This window comes from Reichenbachiella sp. 5M10 (assembly GCF_002742335.1).
Taxonomy (GTDB): domain Bacteria; phylum Bacteroidota; class Bacteroidia; order Cytophagales; family Cyclobacteriaceae; genus Reichenbachiella.
Genome location: NZ_MDGR01000007.1, coordinates 971,610 through 991,125, shown reverse-complemented (window position 1 = coordinate 991,125; position 19,516 = coordinate 971,610). Strand labels below are relative to the sequence as shown.

The window sequence follows — 19,516 nt, the reverse complement described above, 5'->3', positions numbered from 1 at the left end:
ATTATATTTATATCAGACGCCTTCGTTTCCACGATTCTCTGGAAATATTCTAATATATTAAGAAAGAAACAGTTACGAAATAAAATAAATCCAAAAGGAAGCAACTCAAGGCCTATTTGGAGCATCTTCTATAGAAAAAATAAAGATTTTAGATTTTTTTACCTTTGACTGTAATAAACAGTCCCTAACCGATACTTATTGGCAAATGGTCAATTATATTATTTCATACCAACAACTCTAACCGATGATAGAAGTCAAAGACGTCCACAAGTCTTATCAGATGGGACAAAACTCCCTGAAAGTCTTGAAAGGAATAAACCTCCACATCCAAGAAGGTGAACTAGTAGCCATCATGGGCTCGTCTGGATCAGGCAAATCTACCTTGCTCAACATCCTCGGGATGCTCGACGAAGCAGACGAAGGACAATACATCCTCGATCAAGTCCCCATCAAAAATCTCAACGAGACCAAAGCCGCGCACTACCGCAACAAGTTTTTGGGTTTTGTCTTTCAGTCGTTCAACTTGATCAACTACAAGACAGCCGCCGAAAATGTAGCCCTACCACTCTATTACCAAAAGACCAACCGCAAAGAGCGGCATACAAAAGCCATCGAATACCTCACCAAGGTAGGGCTCGCCGACTGGGCGGGTCACCTGCCTAGCGAAATGTCTGGGGGACAAAAACAACGAGTCGCCATCGCGCGTGCACTGGCAGCAGCCCCTAAGGTCCTACTTGCTGATGAACCTACCGGAGCTCTAGACACCAAGACCTCCTATGAGGTCATGGACCTCATCCAGCAGATCAACGACGAAGGCAAAACGATCCTTATCGTCACCCACGAGGAAGACATCGCCAACATGTGCAAACGCATCGTACGCCTCAAAGATGGTGTGATCATAGAAGATGTCAAAGTAGAACAAGTAAGAGCCGCACAGTATGTTCAATAGAGATCGCTGGCAGGAGATATTCCAGACCATCAGCAAAAACAAACTCCGTACCTTCTTGTCTGGCTTCACCGTAGCGCTTGGGATTTTCATCTTTGTCATCCTATTTGGGCTAGGCAACGGCCTCAAGAACACTTTCGAATCATTTTTCCTCAATGACGCGACCAACCTCATATGGGTCTATCGGGGTAGAACCTCTATGCCTTACAAAGGGTACAAGTCCAACCGTCAGATTGAGTTTAGAAACGACGACTTGGTAGACATCAAACGCAACTTCGGCATGTACATGGACTACATTTCGCCGGGGATCTACCGCAACCAAAAGATCAAGTACGAAAACGAATACAACAACTACAGCATACAAGCCGTCGGATCAGGGTATCAGTTTGCAGAGAAGACATACATCATGGAAGGCCGGTTCATCAATGATGACGACACCAAAAACCAAGAAAAATACACTGTCATTGGGCGACTGGTCCGCGAGGATCTCTTTGACAACATGAGTCCTCTCGGCAAGTATATAGACGTGGGGGGCAGCATGTTCAAAGTCATTGGCGTGTTTCAAGATGACGGTGGAGACAACGAAGAACGTAGGATCTACATCCCTTACACTACTCGTCAACTTATGGAAAAAAACACAGACAAAGTTGATCAGTTTGTGATTGGCTTCAAACCTGAAATAGGCTTTGCAGGGGCCATGATGTTTGAAGAGAAACTCAGACAATTTCTCAAAGACAAGCACCAAATTCATCCAGACGACCGTAGAGGGATTTTCATTCGCAACGTCGCAGACGACTTGCGTCAAAACCAACAATTCGCTAGTGTACTGCAAATCATTGTGACCTTTGTCGGACTAGGTACGCTCATGGCAGGTATCATTGGAATTAGCAACATCATGGTCTTCGTCGTAAAGGAGCGAACCAAAGAGCTTGGAATCCGAAAAGCACTAGGAGCTACCCCTCGCTCAGTGATCGCCATGATTCTCCAAGAGTCAATCTTTATCACTACGATCGCAGGCTATATAGGCCTATTTGCAGGGATACTGATACTCAACTCCCTAGGAGTGACGCTCGAGCATTACTTCATCAAAAACCCCTATATCGATATGCAAACGGGTGTATTTGCGACGGTAGTCTTGATCCTATTTGGAGCGATTGCAGGGTACATCCCAGCACGTAGAGCCGCCCGAATCAAACCGATTGTAGCACTAAGAGACGAATAAGATGAAACTGATATTTAGCAGAGATACCTGGCAAGAGATATTCGGCTCTATCCGAAAAAACAAAGGACGTACCATCATCACCGTCATCGGTGTGCTGTGGGGGATCTTCATATACATCACTCTATCTGGTGCAGCCAAAGGGCTCAACAATGGGTTTGAACTAGAGTTTCAAGACATGGCCACCAACAGCATGTTCGTCTGGTCCAACCAAACGAGCGTCCCCTATGCGGGATTCAAAACAGGACGCAGACCTCAATTCAAGATTTCGGATGTTGCTCAGCTCAAATCCAAAGTCCCTCAAATTGAGTTCATCGCTCCACGCAATGTCAAAGGCATGTGGGGAGGAACTCCAGCACTGGTTGTATTTGGTCAGAAAGATGGGAGTTACAACATCTACGGAGATTACCCTTCGCTTGTCAAGATTGCCGCCAAAAAAATATTTGACGGAGGTCGGTTTCTCAACGAAGAGGACATCAAGTTGGCGCGAAAAGTCTGTGTCATCGGTGAACGTACCCAAACCGACCTATTTGACAAAGATGAGGACCCACTCGGACAATACATCCGAATCGACGGGAGCTACTTCAAAGTGATCGGAGTACACAAGTATGAGCCTGGAGGAGGATTCGAATCAGACAGCGATATCTACATCCCCTTCACCACCTTTCGAAAACTATACAACTCGGGAGAAGATGTAGGTTGGTTTGCTATCGCAGCATACGATGATGCCAATGTCACCCAGGTGGAAATTGATGTCAAAAACACCTTGAAGAAAATACACCAAATCGCACCTGAAGATGACAGAGCCTTGGGGTCATTCAACCTCGGGGAGATGTTCAACCGAATCATGGGATTCTCCAACGGCATGACCTTCCTCTCCTTGGTAGTCGGTATCGCTACCATCCTAGCAGGGGTCATCGGGATTGGCAACATTCTTTTGATCTCCGTCAAAGAGAGAACCAAAGAACTAGGAATCCGACGAGCACTGGGTGCTACACCAGGTGAAGTACGCGGATTGATCCTCTTGGAATCAGTGTTTTTGACACTGGTCGCAGGGATCATGGGCATTATCCTTGGTGCAGTAGTTCTCTTTGGAATCAACGCGGGGACTCAAGGGCTCGATTTCCCCTATGCCAACCCTACTGTCCCGATCTCCTTTATACTAGGAGCACTGGCGATCATGATTATATTGGGCACCTTGATTGGACTCATCCCAGCACAACGGGCCATCAGTATCAAACCCATCGATGCACTCAGAGAAGAATAACATACTAAAACTAGAGATAAAGCTTTAACCTCATAATTATATCAACAATGAAAAAAGTATTGAAATACCTTGCGATCGTAATCGCCCTGGGCGGGCTTGCTTTTGCGACCAATTTCTTCATCCAGTCCAACAGTAAGACTGTTGAAGTTTTTGAAACCGAAAAAGCCTTCATCGCCACGATTCAGAATGAGTCCGTAGCGACAGGAAAGGTAATCCCAGAACAAGAGGTGGAAATCAAACCACAACTATCGGGCATCATCGACAAGCTTTTTGTCAAAGAAGGGCATGTGGTCAGAACAGGCGACTTGATTGCCAAAATCAAAGTAGTACCCAATGAGGCAACGCTAAATAGCGCACAAGGTCGGGTCAAAAACGCTCAGATCGTTTTGAAAAACGCTCAGAATGATTTTGACAGAAACCAAAAACTGTACGAAAAAGGCATCATCGCTGATCAAGCGTACAACAACGCTGAATTGAACTATTCGCAAGCGAAACAAGAATTGGAGAATGCCAAAAATGACCTAAAAATCATCAAAGAAGGAACCGCAGGAGGAGGTGCTACCAACACACTCATCCGAGCCACTGTACCTGGTACAATCCTAGAGATCCCTGTCGAAGAAGGGGATCAAGTCATCGAAAGCAACAACTTCAATGACGGTACATCCATCGCCATGATCGCCGACCTGACCAAAATGATCTTTGAGGGCAAAGTGGATGAAGCTGACGTGAGTAAACTCAAAATGGATATGCCTCTGGTCATCAGTCTAGCTGCTATCAAGGACAAAAAATTCGATGCTAAACTAAAATTCATCGCACCCAAAGGAACAGAAGAGTCAGGTACCGTGCAGTTCACCATCGAAGCGGATGTATTCCTAGACGAAGGCTTCTTCATCCGGGCAGGATACAGTGCCAATGCTACCATGGTATTGGACTCTAGAGAAAATGTCCTCTCTATCCACGAAGTGCTGCTCCAGTTTGACAAAGAAACGGGCGAGCCTTATGTCGAAGTAGAAACGGCAGACCAAATATTCGAGCGCAAAGACGTAGAACTAGGACTTTCTGATGGGATCAATGTCGAGATTCTCTCTGGTATAACAGACGAAGACAAAATCAAGGTCTGGAACAAAACCGAACCAGTCAAAAGAGATAGTCAATATGCCAACGATTAAACAGCGGACTAAAAGCACAGCAATGAAATTAAAAATAACCATAGCAATCATCGGCTTGATCCTCAGTACCTCATCGTATGGACAAGTCAAAAAATGGACGCTCGAAGAATGTGTAAATTACGCATTGGAAAACAACATTTCCATACAGCAAAGTGAACTGGATGTGCAATCCTCGGAATATACCAAAAAGAGTGCAGTTGGTAACTTCCTGCCATCCGTCAATGCCAATGCCACCCACAATTGGAACCATGGTTTGACAACTGACGTCACGACAGGCAACTTGAAGCTGCAAACTACACAAAACACCTCCATAGGACTGACAGCCGGAGTAAACCTCTTCCAAGGGTTGTCCAACCTCAACCAGATGCACCGCGCCAATCTAGAAATATTGGCCAGTCGCTATCAGATCGATGGAATGAAGGATGATATCTCACTGATGGTGGCCAACTCCTATTTGCAAGTCCTATTCAATAAGCAAACCTTGGCAGTACGGCAATCACAGTACAATTTGACACAAGAAGATATCAAGCGTACCCGTGAACTCATCGCCAACGGACAACTGCCAGAAGGAGAAATCTACGAAATAGAAGCGAGTGCTGCAAATCAGTCACAACTCATCGTAGAGGCCGAAAACAACATCCGTATTTCCTTGATTTCCCTTGCACAACTCTTGCTGATTTCGGATTATGAAAACTTCGACATAGCTGGAGACGAGGACTATGATGTGAGTGCTTCGACAATCATCAACACCAACCCAGCGGAAATCTATCAAAAGGCACTGCAAATCCGAAACGAAATAAAAATCTCGGAAACACAGGTAGACATAGCTGAAAAAGACTATGACTTAGCTGTAGGGGGAGTCTCTCCTACCTTGTCCGCCTTCTACTCCTACAACACCCGAGCTGCCTATCAAGGCAGAACTGAAAGCACTTTTGATCAGTTTCGAACCAACAGTGGTAACGTCTTTGGTCTACAACTCAACGTACCCATCTTCAACGGTTTTAGCAATCATGTCAACATGCAAAAAAATCGACTCAATGTCGAGAAGGCAAAACTAAATCTAGAAAACACCAAAATTGATTTGGAAAGCACTGTCTACCAATCCTATTCGGATGCAGCAGCTGCTGCCAAGGCTTTCGAAGCGGCAGAGAAAACATTGGTGGCTAGAGAGCAAGCCTATGCCTACGCCGAAGAGCGGTACAATGTAGGAGTCATCAATTCCTTTGAATTCATTCAGACACAGCAAGCGCTTGAAGCTGCCCAATCAGAGGTGATCCGTTCAAAATTTGACTACATTTTCAAACTCAAAGTCATAGAATTTTACTTCGGCATACCAATCACTCAGTAGACTCACCCTCACGATACCATCAAGTATTCACGATGACAGATCCAGTTTGGACTGTCATCGTTTTTTTTATCCTACAAAAAAACCTAGATTAGAAGATGTAGACCGACACAATAAATGATATCGGTAAATCAATTAAGACTTATATTCGCCCCGACATTACAACCATACGAGATCAGTGAGAGAGTTTTTTTGCATATTCACCTTAGTATTTTTAATCCAATGGACTGGCGTAAGCCAGAACATCAACAAGTCAGAAGCACTACGCATCAACCAACTCTTGGAGCGTGGACGCAACAGTTTTGCAGAAGGCAATCACTCTTATGCCCTGAGTCTGGCCAATCAGGCAGAAAAACGAGCAGACAAAATAGAAAACATACAACTGGAATGGGAAGCACAAAACCTCCAGGGAGAGATATACTTGAGTCAAAAACAATACGACAAAACCGTTGAGCTGTTTTTGGAAATGGCGATACATGCCGAAAAAAGAGAGAACTACTCCTTTGCAGCCAATGCCAATTTTTCGTTGGCCAACACATTTTCGGCAATCAATGCCCACGACAAAGCCACGTCCTACTATCAAAAAGCTTACAATCAATTCGAAAAAATTGATTACGAACTCGGCATGATCGAAATCGAATTGGCTGCTGGCTACAATCACATCCGAGCACACCAGCTCGACAGTGCCGAACGTCAGTTCCAAAACTTGCTCGCCCTAGCTATCAAAGACAGCATCCAATATTTTGAATTCGAAGCATACGACGCATTGATTGAAATATACGACGCCCTCAATGCTCCAAAGAAAGGAGCACAATACGCTAGCACATACTATGAACTGATCAAAGACGAAAGCAACCCAAAAAAAGCAAGCCTACTTGCATACCACATATCGATGTTTTACGACCTCATGGATGAGACAGACAAAGCAAGTCAATACTTGAAAATCGCCATTGAAAAACATCCAAGTCAAAAAACAGCTTACGAAACAAAACAGATACGATTTGGGCTACCGCCAAAAATCACTGACGAAGCATCAAGCCAAGCCAAACGCTATGCAGATCAACTAGAAAATGACGCGCTCCAGCGCATACGAAATCAAGACGCCGATGCGCTATCTCAAGAAAACACTCTTCTAGAAAATGTACACAAACAAGAGAAACAACAACTGTCCGAACTGGCACACGGTCTACTACTGGGAGACAAAGAGATGGGACATTCGGCCTTAGAAACCGAATATACCCACCAAGACTTACTCATCTCTCATCATGAGTATGAAAACCGTGAGCGCCAAGCCGAACTGGCACGATACAAATTGGAGTCAGAGCGCAACCGTCTTGCCAAAGAAAACGCGGAAAACAAACGAAAAATTGCTGAAGAAGAAAACATCATTTTGGAGCAAGAACTGAAGATTCAAAACCAACAAAAGCTCTATTACATTACGATATTGATCGCAGTAGCCGTCCTCATCATCATTCTCAGTTTCGAATATGTCAGAGTCAGACGTCTCAACAAGATGCTCGCCAAGCAACAGGAGACCATTCGTCAGAGTAACCTTCAACTGACTGCTACCAACGAGGACATCAAAAAAGCTAACAATGAATTGCTAAAAGCTCAGGGAGATTTGCAGAAAAGTTTCCAAAAGGAAAAAACGATTAGACAAGCGCTCGAAAAAGCGCACAACGACCTCAAGTCAACGCATGAGAGCCTTATACAGGCTGAGAAAATGTCCGCTCTCGGCATGCTCACTGCTGGGATCGCACACGAACTCAAAAACCCAATCAACTTTATCTCCAATGGTGTTCAGCTAATCGAAGAAAACACAACGGAGGTGTTTGACCACCTGCGTACCCTCGAAGAGGAAAATGACAAGGTAAAAGAACTGAGAGAAGATATCAGTGAACTCATCAAGGATACCATCTTTGGTACGGTACGCATCCAAGAAATCGTAGAAGGTCTTCGCGTCTATTCGCGCAAAGACGACGTGACTTTCCAAAAAGCAGATGTTGTCTCCATCATGAATGCAGCACTACTGATACTCAAACCCAAGTACAAACACAAAGCAGAAATTGTAAAGAAATTCGGGGACAACATCCCTGAAATTGATTGCTTTCAAGGAGAACTCAACCAAGTATTTATCAACATCATCGGCAATGGAGTCGATGCGCTAGAAAAGTATGGAACCATCACTATAAGCATCGAAAACATTGACGACACCTATGTCCGTATCATCATCAAGGACAACGGGACTGGCATCCCAGATGATGTCAAAGCGAAGATGTTTAGCCCTCTGTTTACCACCAAAACACAAAGTGAGGGGACAGGTCTAGGACTATCTATCACAGCAGATCTAATCAAAAAGCATCATGGCAAACTACAACTCCAAACGAAAGTAGGAGTTGGCACTGCATTTGTCATCACCTTGCCGATAAGACAACTTACCTAATCTCCGTTTTACTTCACATCAAAATACATAGATTTACTAATCGAAGCTCCATCGGGAGCTACACCTTCGATTTGAAGCACATACCTACCTTTGACCTCTGAGGTCAGAAAGGACACTTCGAACACCGTACTATCTGTGACCACTAGAGGGGCCCAGTACAATAGGTCGTTCATCATAGGCTTGTGCAAATCCAGCACACCATCCGTCCCTACTACCTGAGCTTCGGGCTGCACTTCGATCAAATCCATCGGAGCACCTAGCGGCGCAGTGTCTCCCCCATCGTTTTCGAAGGTCTTGATGGAGATGATGCCATCAAACATCACACTTCCCATAAAATACCGTTTGTTCATCACATCGATGCGCTCGACCAAGTACGGGGAAAGATTGAGAATATCCTCTGCCGTCGAAAATGCCCCATCCAGCAACACCATCGTCTCGACATCATATTTATCATTGTAATCAATATCGGCAGTCCGCATTTTGAAATAGTACTTGTTTTCATTTTTGCTCACACCGACTTGATACACCAATTCGATAAATGTATCCCTCATCGTCGAAAAACGAGTATACTCATCCAATACATAAGAAACCATCCCATCTACTTCTGGAAACTTACGCTGAGCACTAGGCTCTTTCACAGAAGTGAAATAAGCATTCTCAATTTGATTGGCGATAGACCGTACAGTGATCTGCTCCAACCGTCCTGAGTCAAACTGCAAAGGTGCAGCAAGCCATGCGGGGTACTGTGTATAAAACTCGGGATATACCTCTATCAAATACCGCTGCTCCGGATCATTGAGTATCCGTACCACTCCCTTGTTGTTGGCAAAAGAAGGGTCGTACTTGAGAAAAAAAACTCCTTCACGGTTGGTTGCAGTAGCGTCTATCTCAAAATCAGCTCCTTGAAACGACAGGGCTACATTGACAAATCGCTCCAACTCCCCTACCCTAGCCTCTATTTTGCCTTGTACAATCCCAGAATTAAACTCTGGCAAGTAACGCACCGAATCGATACGTGCAGTATCTAGGTCCCATGTACTCGTCAACATCACGTCATCCATCAATGGAGCAGTCCATTTTTCACTGGCGATCCCTGGCCATGAAACAAGGCTATTTCGTGTGGCACCACTATGCATACTTTGTGGCGATTCACTGCCATATTGCTTCTTTGCAGACACCGTCACCCGCGACCCCTTGGGCAACTCAAACTGCTCCGTCACTTTAGTTCGACTGCTGTATGTCTTCACTCCTCGATCGGCATGAGCAAACTGCCCATTCCAAAACAATCTCTCGTTGACTTTGATCCCATCTACATAAAGCTGAGCAACCAGGGCACCTTGAGGCAACTGATCTTTGACAAGCAAAGTCTCAGTAGTCAAGGTAGTCTGCTGATCCAACAAAATCCCTTGCGAACTCACCACTAGCAACTGTCCAACCTTTTGCGACCACCCTTCCCCAGAAGATATCTTGATTCGAATCTGCTCCCCCATCTCATACACATGGAGCTGAGCACAGTCATCACAACTCGCTGGCAGATCCACAAACCGAAAGGTATCTTTCGTCTCTATGGCCAATTGATAGCGCTCGCCCAATTGGGGTTTAAGTACTACCCGCGCTACCCCGAGAGCATCAAAATTCACATCCTCTACTTTTTCTCCCGCACCATTGAGCAATTTCGCTTTGAGAGGTTGTACCTCTCCATATTGATCTCGTGCACAGATGAGTAGGACATTTTCGCGTTGTGCTAGTAGACGACCTCCCTCTACGAAAAATTGAAGTGCCACTTCAGGCTCCAACATGCTCCTAGAGGTATACACCTTGTAGGGATTCACGATCGTCAACTCTTGACGAGCGTACGATTCGAAATTTTTCATCCAACGTGTGTAAGCCATCAGTTGGTACCGCCCTGTCTCTAGATCTGTTGTCAAGAATATATCACCTGCGGCTCTTCCCTCTTCTTGATACACCTTGGTACGGTAGACGACATCTCCTGCTTCATCCAACAGTTCTATGTACACCAAACTACTCAAACCAGACAGCCTACCCGTGGCGACACTTCTTGTAAATACCGAAAAGTGCAAAGTCTCCCCAGCAATCAGGTCATTGGACGAGAGATGAACATATACCTCTTCTCTAATATTTTGTTGAGCAAACGACCACAAACTCATCTGCACTAAAAGTAGGGTCAATAATGTTGATCTATATTTCATCAATCCCAAAAATCTGGTTTATCCAATGTTCCTTTTAATCGGCAATCGCTACACTCCTTGGGCATCAACAGCGCTGTATCAGGGATTGGGTAAGTCAAACCAATCACTTCTTTGCTGTACCCAAGTTCTCCACCTACCAAACTCCTCAAATCTGTCAAGGCAACAGAATCTACTTCTTGAGCATAAATGCAATCAAAATATGTAGCTGTTGTACTAAACCCTTGCTGACGAAATTCTCCTGCCGTGAAAATTCGATAATTCTCGCTGACTCCCGACACTTCAAAATAACCCAATACTGTATAACCGGGATCATCCACATGTTTGACATTCCCCACGACCGTTCCTTTTTGTTTGTCAAAGAAACTACCTGACGACTCATTATTCTCCTTCAAGCTTTTGTAATACTGATACGCGCCAGAAGTAATGGCAAACTGTCGCACAGTTAGAGAGTATCTGCTTCTCAGCGGTGCTTCATAGTCTTCTACATAAACTATAGGATATTCGGACAGTCTATTTTCAGACAGGCCACTGGTCGTTTCTGTCAAGAGCTGATTAGACACGCGAAAATTGTAGCACGTACCAATCGCTACACTTCGCAATACCAACGTGTCTGCTACCACATCCCATTCATAGATCGAAGGGTAGGGCACCTTGATCTCATAGTCCTCGACATACTCAAAGCGATAACTGGAAAATTGCTCCGAGGCGTTGTGGTTATCTACCATGAACTGAATCCCCTTTTGGTAGCGATCATCCTCGGTGGAATTTTGCTCCATATAGCGACCATATATACTATCTATCGCTACAGGTACGGGCAGAATTTCCGCAGAGGACTGCAATTCATCTCCCTCCGGGGTAATCACCCTGAGTGTGTATTGCTCCCCAGGAACTCCCGCAAACTCCTGCATTGACAAATACTCCCCTGCGACATTTGTCTCATCAAAAGTATACTTCTTAGATTGGCCATCTTCGACCCACACAGTAGCTCCAGAGACGGATTTGGATTCTCCCCCCTCTATACTATAGCTTTTCGAGAGGTGTACTCGATGGTGCGTCTTCGCATTGGTCAGCAACCCTTCTACGACGATGAACTCCTCGGTATCTTGAACTGTGAAATCAAAGGGTTCGACACAAGCCATGGCGCCAGACAAAATCAAGACGATATATAAGGTTCTCTTCATGATTTAGAAGGTGAAATTGTAGGTAATAGTGGGAATTGGATTAGAGAAAACGCTCATTTTATAGCCCTTCACTTCTCCATCTTCTACTTTGAAAAATACCGAGTACACATTGTCCCTACCTAGAACATTGTATACCGAAAATGACCAAAACGAATGGGCTAACTTCTTAATTTTATGATTCCCTTCGATGTTGACTCCTAAATCCATCCTAAAATAATCTGGAATACGATAGGCATTCCGTTTGGAATACAACAGATTTTCAGAAGATTGAAAAGTATACTTACCCGTAGGATATGTCGTAGGCACTCCCGTAGCATAGACAAGGTTGAGGGTCATCGTCAATCTCCTGGTAAACTTATAATTGGTGACCGAGTTGATATAGTGTGGTTTGTCATACCCGGTAGGAAAAAATGACCCACCATTGATGACCTCATCAGGGAAGTTCCCGTCCAATCGAATCATAGACCGTGAATAAGTGTAATTGATCCATCCTGTCAACCATCCCGAACTCTTTTTGAGTGAAAGCTCCACACCGTATGACCTCCCGTCCCCTTGCAGCAGATCCGTCTCTATGTCCTTGTTGAACTGGAGATCAGCCCCCACTTTGAAATCAAGCAAGTTCTGAATATCCTTGTAATACACCTCTGCAGAAGCCTCCAAAGTATGTTTGCCATAAAAATTGCGATAGTACCCTACTGATACCTGATCAGCAATCTGAGGTTTGATGTGGGCATTGGACAAGCGCCACATGTCTGTAGGAGCGATCGACGAAGAGTTGAGAAGCAAATGGATGTTTTGACGTGTACGGTTGTAACTGGCCTTGACCGAACTCGTCTCGTTGAGCATGTACCGTGACGAAAATCGGTATTCAGGCCCCTGGTAGGTCTTGATGAGTTGGTTGTCATCATAGTGATCGACTCTCGTCAAATAATCCGGGTCTTTGGGTTGGCCTTTTTCATAGCGATTGACATCCGCAGGTCCGAGGACATTGAAGACCGAATACCTGATTCCTGCTTCGAGAGATATCTTATCGTTGGGGCTGTAGAGCGCCGAAAAGTAAGGCGCAATTTCAAGGCCTTGCTCTTGTCCCACTTCGTCCTTGGTAATCAGAGACTCTGACCCCGTGGGTGTCTTCACGCCTGGCACGACACTCGTATACTTCACCTCTGTCCCAAACTTGTAATTGAGCTTCTCATTGACATAATAATCCATTTTGGCCGCTACATGACTCTCTTTGACCCCATAGTCTATACGAAATGCCTGCGTCGGCAATACATCATATCCAATATCATAGTCATAGTGACTCACTCCTGCCTGAAAATCCGCTTGCAATCTCTCATCAAACACATGTCTCCAATTGACAGACAGTAGCTTGTTGGTATATGAAAAATCCGTATACGACAACAAGGTGTCCGATGACAACTGAAACCGATCGTGACTAAAGTAGCCAGTGACTGACACCTCATTTTTGTCATTGATATCATAGGCTAGCTTTCCCATAAGGTCATAAAACGCAACCTCGTTATTTCTAAGTGGGGATTTTTTGATTTGCTTCAACACATAATCCGAATAGGTCGCTCGACCACCAAGCATAAACGTCGGACCATTTTTAAACATTGGTCCTTCCAGCATTAGTTTAGAAGTAATCGGTCCTATACCCGCTGATCCCGAAATCTTATCCGGATTGGCCTCCTTGGACTGGATGTCAAAGACCGAAGATAGCCTACCTCCAAACTCTGCAGGCATGGCACTTTTGTACAACTCCATACCTGATAGAGCATCCGAATTGAATACCGAAAAGAATCCAAAAAAATGATTGGTATTGTATACTGGCGTCCCATCAAGCAAAAACAAATTTTGGTCTGCCTTTCCTCCACGTATATTGATACCTGCCGACCCCTCTCCCAAGTACTGTACGCCTGCCGTAGTAGTCGCCACCCGTACCATATCTCTATCTCCCAAGAGAGCCGGTACAATCTTCAATTCTTCAGGATCTATTTTCGTCATACCCATCTGGGGACTCTTGGTATTGGCCTCTCGCTCTGCACTGACGACTACTGCATTGAGAGCGATCACATCTACCTCTAGATTGATATCTAAGCGTCCATCCGAGTACACCATTAGTCTCCGGTATGTATTTTTCATATGGACAGATTGAATGAGAATGCTTCGCTTTCCATTAGGAACACTCAGTGAGTAAAACCCCTCTGCATCAGTAGTCGTACCGACGAAAGGGCTCTCTATATATACATAGGCATCTTCCACGGGCTTACCTGACCCGACTTCTGTCACATACCCCGCGACTGTACTTCGCTCTCCTTTGACATACAGCTTTCGGTTACCCACATTGATGAGGGTTTCTTCTATCCCCAAGTCTTGAGCGCGCTGTTCTTGGGCAAAATACACCTCCTCACCCTCAGTAGACTGCCCTCCCTTCTTTAGGGATCTGACCATCACTGGGTCCGTTATGATTTCGGTATTGTCCAGCAAAATGATCTGTTTTCCATTGACATAAAAGGTCAATTTCGTGTCTGCAAGTACCTCTTCGAGCCTAACGGTCATATCCTCACTGCTCACAGTCGGTACCGATACGTAGACACCTTTGACCCAATCCTCTTGGTAGGCAAAACGATAATCACTGTCAGCTTCCATCCCTGCCAGTACCGCCTCGAGAGCTACCGAATCTGATGGTATCACACCGACACTGAGGTCTTGTGCCTTCCCTCCTATACTGACAAGTAGTATCCCTACAATAACTATAGCTCTTTTCATAAGTCAGTCACAAAACGCTCACAATACTCCAACACCAAGACTGCTCCTTGCTCGTCTTTTCTACTCAGTGTTTTCAATTTGGATTTCACAAATTGTTTGATCTCTTTTTTCCTTTCAGGAAACAATGTGTAAAACGTCTTTTTACCTACATACTTCACATACTCTCCATATGCTCGGACATATCTCACGTTCTCAGGCTCATACTGGATACTCCGACTACCTGTGACGCTCTTTTTGGACCTCTTGGCATAAAAACCAAGTGACTCCCCTTGGTATATCTTGTGATAAAAACCACGCCCACGGCTAGGCACAGATGACTCTTGAATATTGACGAACTCTGCTCCATGGATTACAAATTCAGAAATCTTGCGTTGATTAGGTTCTAAAGTCAAATAACTTGCCCGATACCTCCCCCGGTTCTCCACGAGCAAAAGGTCTTGGTATATATTGTACAACAAACGTATCCCCTCAAAGGATTCCCCTGAGATCGTAATCTCCCCCTCTGTCCATACTGCGCTTTGATAAAACTGATGTTCACGAAACGATTGAGAAGCAATGACATAATACACCCCTTCGCCTAATGGTGAATTGTCTAAGGCATAGGTATCATAATACCAAACGGATAGATCCCCGTCCAAACTGAGATCTGCCACAGCAATTTGAGAAAAACTAAAATGAGAAAAGAGTACCGCTATTGCGACCATCAAGCCACATCTAATTCCATTATTCATAGGTACATAGTCGTCCACGTTAACTAAATTAAATAACAACAATGTAGAGGGCACTGCAATATATAAAAATAACTAACAACCAAAAATGAATCCACAAGCTACCACAAAAAACCAGCCTATCACAGCTAATAAAATGCAATAACGCATCTCTACAAAAACACCCTTAACTTATGCATTATCAACTAGATACGAATAAAAAATCTATATCAACACTTGTTTCTATTCAGAATTGAACTATACTAAGATTATATATTCCTCATTCACAATTATTCAAACGTGGACAAACAATTAGTCTCAAAAGCACTTGATATTACTTAGATAAAAACTAGATTTGTCTCACATGACAAAGATTATTACTGTGTAAGTAGCGATCGAGGAAAGAACTGAATTTGCTAGGGAGTGCTTCCATCCCAACCGGAAGTGTTTCACCAAGTTCACCAATACAGCTTAATACAACCAGCTATTCTAAATACCTGAAAAACGTTCAGTCATTTACAATAGATCAACTTAAACATGTACCTACTTAGAAACCGCCCTAACCAAAAGAAGACCGTCTTGCTTGTTGACGATAACAAGATGATGTGTCAACTGACCACTAAAATTCTTGAGAAGAATTTTAATGTTCAACCGTTCCAAAGTGCCATAGATGCCATCAAATGGCTATCTGAATCCGCGCACAAACCCCATGTAGTCGTAACTGACATCACCATGTCTGACATGAGTGGTCTCGAGTTTGGACAGTACCTTCAGTTCAATGGCCTATACAGCAACATACCTTTGGTATACATGTCTGGTATTCCAGAATCTGAAGTCAGTAGCTATCCGGTCTCTGTCAACTATAGTGCATACGCCCAAAAACCGTTTTGTCCAGAAACCTTGCTCAAAACGATCGAACGTGTTACTAGCCAAGAACTACCTGCAGTACAGGCTTAAGTTATCCGCTATTTATTTTTAGAAACGATTATTCATGGACGCAATAGCTGAACCAGACGTCATAGATGCGCCTGTACAGAATTCAAAGATTCCTCTTTCGATACTGTACTTAGGCTCGGAGATTTTGAGCAACCTCGAAAAAATCTCTTCAGACGACTATACCCTTTCAGGTGTAGAATCCGCACGTGAGTTAATCCGCTCTCTACACAACTGGACAGGAGCTCCTCCTGAAGCCATTTTGATACACGATACGCTTGCTTCACAGCTACTTCCCGAAGATGTATACAACATCAAAAAGAAAAACAGCTTCAGAAACATCACGATCATCGTATTCTCAAATGTAGAAAATCAAAGAGCAAAAAACTACGCAGAAGCCATCAAAGCAGATGAATACATTCATTCAAAAATCAAATTTAGTGCCTTAATCCCTCGAATTAAATTCTGCAAAAGATTAAGGGCTGCAGGATTCTCTAGACAGGATTCTATCCTCAAGAAAAACAAGAAGTACAAGATGTATTTCTTGAAACGCTTCTTTGACATAACCGTGTCTTCGTCTATCCTACTGCTGTCTTCGCCCATCATGGTATTGACAGCCATCATCATAAAGCTCGAATCCAAAGGGCCTGTATTTTATATCTCAAAGCGAGCAGGCACCAACTATCAGGTTTTTGATTTCTACAAATTTCGATCTATGAATCAAGGCGCAGACAAACAGTTGGAATCGCTCAAACAAAGCTCCAACCAGTATCAGGATGGCAACCAGTTTGTCAAGATCAAAGATGACCCCAGAGTCACAAAATTTGGCAACTTCATCCGCAACACGAGTATAGACGAACTCCCTCAATTGATCAATGTACTGAAGGGTGACATGTCGATCGTAGGCAACCGTCCCCTACCCCTCTATGAAGCGCAATTACTCACTACAGATGATCACGCCGAGAGATTCCTAGGGCCTGCAGGTATCACTGGGCTATGGCAAACCATGAAGCGTGGGAAAGACAACATGTCTTCCGAAGAACGGATCATGCTCGATAGAATTTACGTCCGCAAAAATTCACTCTTTTTTGACTTCAAACTCATGCTTCTAACTGTTCCAGCCCTCATCCAATCAGAAAAAGTATAAAACATGATTCTTCTTGAACTCATTCTATTTTCCTATTTCCTTTATTGTGTGAGCTATGCTCTATTTTTTGCTATTGGAGGTTTATTTTACCGCAAAAACAACCTTCGACCTGCTACCGAATTCAACCGTTTTGCGGTACTTATCCCTGGATACAAGGAAGACGCCATCATTCTCAATTCGGTAAAAAGCAATCTAAAAACTGATTACCCTACAGCGCATTTTGACTTGATCATTATAGCCGACTCCTTTGCAAAGGACACCATCGAAAAACTACAATCTCTACCTGTCATTGTAGAACAGGTACATTTTGACAAAAGCACCAAAGTAAAGTCTCTCAAGTACACCATCCAAAAACTTCCAAATCAATATGACTATATAGTCATCCTAGATGCAGACAACTCCATGGAAGTAGATTACTTGACGAAAGTCAATAACTATCTACAAGCTACACATGCCAAAGCCATACAAACACAGCGTTGGCCCAAAAACCACAACACAAAATTAGCGGTCCTCGATGGGATCAGCGAATCCATCAATAACCAAATCTACCGACAAGGAGCTCATGCGACGGGGTTCTCTGTGTCTCTCAGTGGATCAGGGATGGTTTTTGATCGACAGCTGTTCGAACATACCATCACGCAGATGGAAAGCATCGGTGGTTTCGACAGAGAACTAGAGTTTCGATTCATAGAACAAGGCGTCAAAGTGCAGTATTTCAAAGAAGCCAAAGTGCTAGATCAGAAAACTGACAACCCCAGCAACTTTAAAAACCAACGTACGCGATGGATTTCTAGTCAATATGTATATCTATTCAAATACTTCAAAAAAGGGCTTTCTGCTTTATTCAGAGGCAATCTGGTATACTTCCACAGCACCATTTGGAGAAACATACAACTACCTCGGTTGATCAACCTAGGACTATTGACGATCACTACTCTATTGGCGTTGACTTTCAACTCTATCACGCCTTTTCCATCCTACTACTGGATCACACTTTGGACACTCAATATTCTATCCATGTTGATTTCTATCCCTAGAAGTCTGTATAGCAAAGACCTTTTGCTGTCAATATTGATGCTACCCAAACTGTTTTTATCCATGTGTTTGATTCTATTCAAATTGAAAGGAGCCAACAAAAAATTCATTCACACCGAACACAAAGCCGTATCCTAATGCCAGCCAAGCAACCTCTGATATCAATCATATCGGTGAACTACAACGAACCCGAGGAAACCCTTGCATTTTTGGGGTCAGTGTATCAATCGGACTACCCTTCCTTCGAGACCATCCTCGTGGACAATGGGTCCAAACGAAAGATCGACCGATCCTTAGAACAGCAATACCCCAATCTCACCTGCATTATTCACGAAGAGAACTTGGGTTTCGCTGGAGGGAACAATCTCGGTATCAAAGCAGCAAAAGGAAAATACTTGGTTTTCCTCAACAATGACACCTTGATTCCAACCGATTTCCTAACGAAGATGGTAGCCTTCATGGTTGATCACCCAGAAGCAGGTATTGCATCGCCAAAGGTGATTTACCCCAACGGCATGGTACAATACGCAGGGGCCAAAAAGATACATCCTTTGACAGGGCGAGGAAAACGTATAGGGTTGATGGAAACCGACCGTGGGCAATTCAATTGCACTCATCCAACAGATCTACCTCATGGCGCAGCGATGATTATCCCAAAAAAAATCATTGAGCAGGTAGGACATATGCCTGAGGAGTATTTTCTATACTATGAAGAGCACGATTGGTGTATGAAAATACAACATGCAGGGTACAAAATGTTCTATTTTGGTGACACCCACGTCGTACACAAGGAATCCATCAGTGTAGGAGTGAATAGTCCACTCCAAGTATACTACATGAACCGAAATCGGCTACTCTTTCAAAGAAGAAATACCAAAGGGCTACCGCGCGTCTGTGGTATCCTATTTTATGGCATTTTTGCTTTCCCAAAACAGCTCATACAATACGTATCAAAAGGTATGTTTCATCATGCTGAAAATCTCGTACGGGGCACCCTCTGGCATTTAAACAAAAATTATGATTACAAAGGTTAAAACCAGATGGCAACAGCTCAAGCAAGAAAACCCCGACATAAGTGACATTGCTTTGATCCAATTAGCATGGGGGGCTACTTTCAGATTACTCACTGGTCGACTACATCT

The 19,516-nt window shown here is 43.9% G+C and carries 14 protein-coding genes; 10 read left to right on the top strand and 4 right to left on the bottom strand.

Going from position 1 to position 19,516, the window contains the following annotated elements; genetic code table 11:
* Positions 1–244 precede the first annotated feature (244 nt).
* The 6 genes from BFP72_RS04155 to BFP72_RS04130 all read left to right on the top strand — a co-directional run bounded on the left by BFP72_RS04155 (position 245) and on the right by BFP72_RS04130 (position 8,389).
* Positions 245–949 carry an ABC transporter ATP-binding protein gene (locus BFP72_RS04155; RefSeq protein WP_099597941.1) on the top strand — a complete coding sequence of 235 codons (705 nt, stop codon included), beginning with the start codon at positions 245–247 and terminating at the stop codon, positions 947–949.
* Complete coding sequence (locus BFP72_RS04150; protein WP_099597940.1) at positions 939–2,168, top strand: ABC transporter permease; 1,230 nt, start codon at positions 939–941, stop codon at positions 2,166–2,168. The genes BFP72_RS04155 and BFP72_RS04150 overlap by 11 nt, the downstream gene beginning before the upstream one ends.
* Position 2,169: 1 nt before the next feature.
* Entirely contained in the window at positions 2,170–3,432 is a 1,263-nt protein-coding gene (locus BFP72_RS04145; protein ID WP_099597939.1) for an ABC transporter permease, read from the top strand.
* 47 nt (positions 3,433–3,479) lie between these two features.
* A complete protein-coding gene (locus BFP72_RS04140) occupies positions 3,480–4,601 on the top strand; it encodes an efflux RND transporter periplasmic adaptor subunit (RefSeq protein WP_099597938.1) in 1,122 nt (373 codons plus the stop codon).
* 22 nt (positions 4,602–4,623) lie between these two features.
* Positions 4,624–5,949, top strand: coding sequence for a TolC family protein (locus BFP72_RS04135; protein ID WP_099597937.1), 1,326 nt, complete (start codon positions 4,624–4,626; stop codon positions 5,947–5,949).
* 175 nt (positions 5,950–6,124) lie between these two features.
* Positions 6,125–8,389 (top strand): ATP-binding protein, encoded by a 2,265-nt coding sequence (locus BFP72_RS04130; protein WP_099597935.1) that lies wholly within the window; start codon positions 6,125–6,127, stop codon positions 8,387–8,389.
* A gap of 8 nt (positions 8,390–8,397) precedes the next feature.
* Here the strand turns inward: BFP72_RS04130 and BFP72_RS04125 are convergent, their stop codons facing one another.
* From BFP72_RS04125 to BFP72_RS04110, 4 genes are read right to left on the bottom strand one after another with little or no spacing between them, the layout of a single operon-like run.
* Positions 8,398–10,599 carry a hypothetical protein gene (locus BFP72_RS04125; RefSeq protein WP_143519930.1) on the bottom strand — a complete coding sequence of 734 codons (2,202 nt, stop codon included), beginning with the start codon at positions 10,597–10,599 and terminating at the stop codon, positions 8,398–8,400.
* On the bottom strand, positions 10,599–11,780 hold the full coding sequence (locus BFP72_RS04120; protein WP_099597933.1) for a DUF4249 domain-containing protein: 1,182 nt from the start codon (positions 11,778–11,780) through the stop codon (positions 10,599–10,601). Before BFP72_RS04120 ends, BFP72_RS04125 begins: the two co-directional genes overlap by 1 nt.
* Before the next feature lie 3 nt (positions 11,781–11,783).
* Positions 11,784–14,552, bottom strand: coding sequence for a carboxypeptidase-like regulatory domain-containing protein (locus BFP72_RS04115; RefSeq protein WP_099597932.1), 2,769 nt, complete (start codon positions 14,550–14,552; stop codon positions 11,784–11,786).
* Entirely contained in the window at positions 14,549–15,283 is a 735-nt protein-coding gene (locus BFP72_RS04110; protein ID WP_099597930.1) for a hypothetical protein, read from the bottom strand. The genes BFP72_RS04115 and BFP72_RS04110 overlap by 4 nt, the downstream gene beginning before the upstream one ends.
* 513 nt (positions 15,284–15,796) lie before the next feature.
* On the opposite strand from BFP72_RS04110, the gene BFP72_RS04105 reads away from it, so the two are divergent.
* Genes BFP72_RS04105 through BFP72_RS04090 form a run of 4 tightly spaced genes read left to right on the top strand, consistent with a single transcriptional unit; the run spans position 15,797 to position 19,408 of the window.
* The gene (locus tag BFP72_RS04105; RefSeq protein WP_099597929.1) at positions 15,797–16,216 is read left to right on the top strand and encodes a response regulator; all 420 of its coding nucleotides are present in this window, start codon (positions 15,797–15,799) and stop codon (positions 16,214–16,216) included.
* Between the two features lie 34 nt (positions 16,217–16,250).
* Positions 16,251–17,339 (top strand): sugar transferase, encoded by a 1,089-nt coding sequence (locus BFP72_RS04100; RefSeq protein WP_099597927.1) that lies wholly within the window; start codon positions 16,251–16,253, stop codon positions 17,337–17,339.
* 3 nt (positions 17,340–17,342) lie between these two features.
* A complete protein-coding gene (locus tag BFP72_RS04095) occupies positions 17,343–18,512 on the top strand; it encodes a glycosyltransferase family 2 protein (RefSeq protein ID WP_099597926.1) in 1,170 nt (389 codons plus the stop codon).
* Positions 18,512–19,408, top strand: coding sequence for a glycosyltransferase family 2 protein (locus BFP72_RS04090; RefSeq protein WP_099597924.1), 897 nt, complete (start codon positions 18,512–18,514; stop codon positions 19,406–19,408). The genes BFP72_RS04095 and BFP72_RS04090 overlap by 1 nt, the downstream gene beginning before the upstream one ends.
* Positions 19,409–19,516 lie beyond the last annotated feature (108 nt).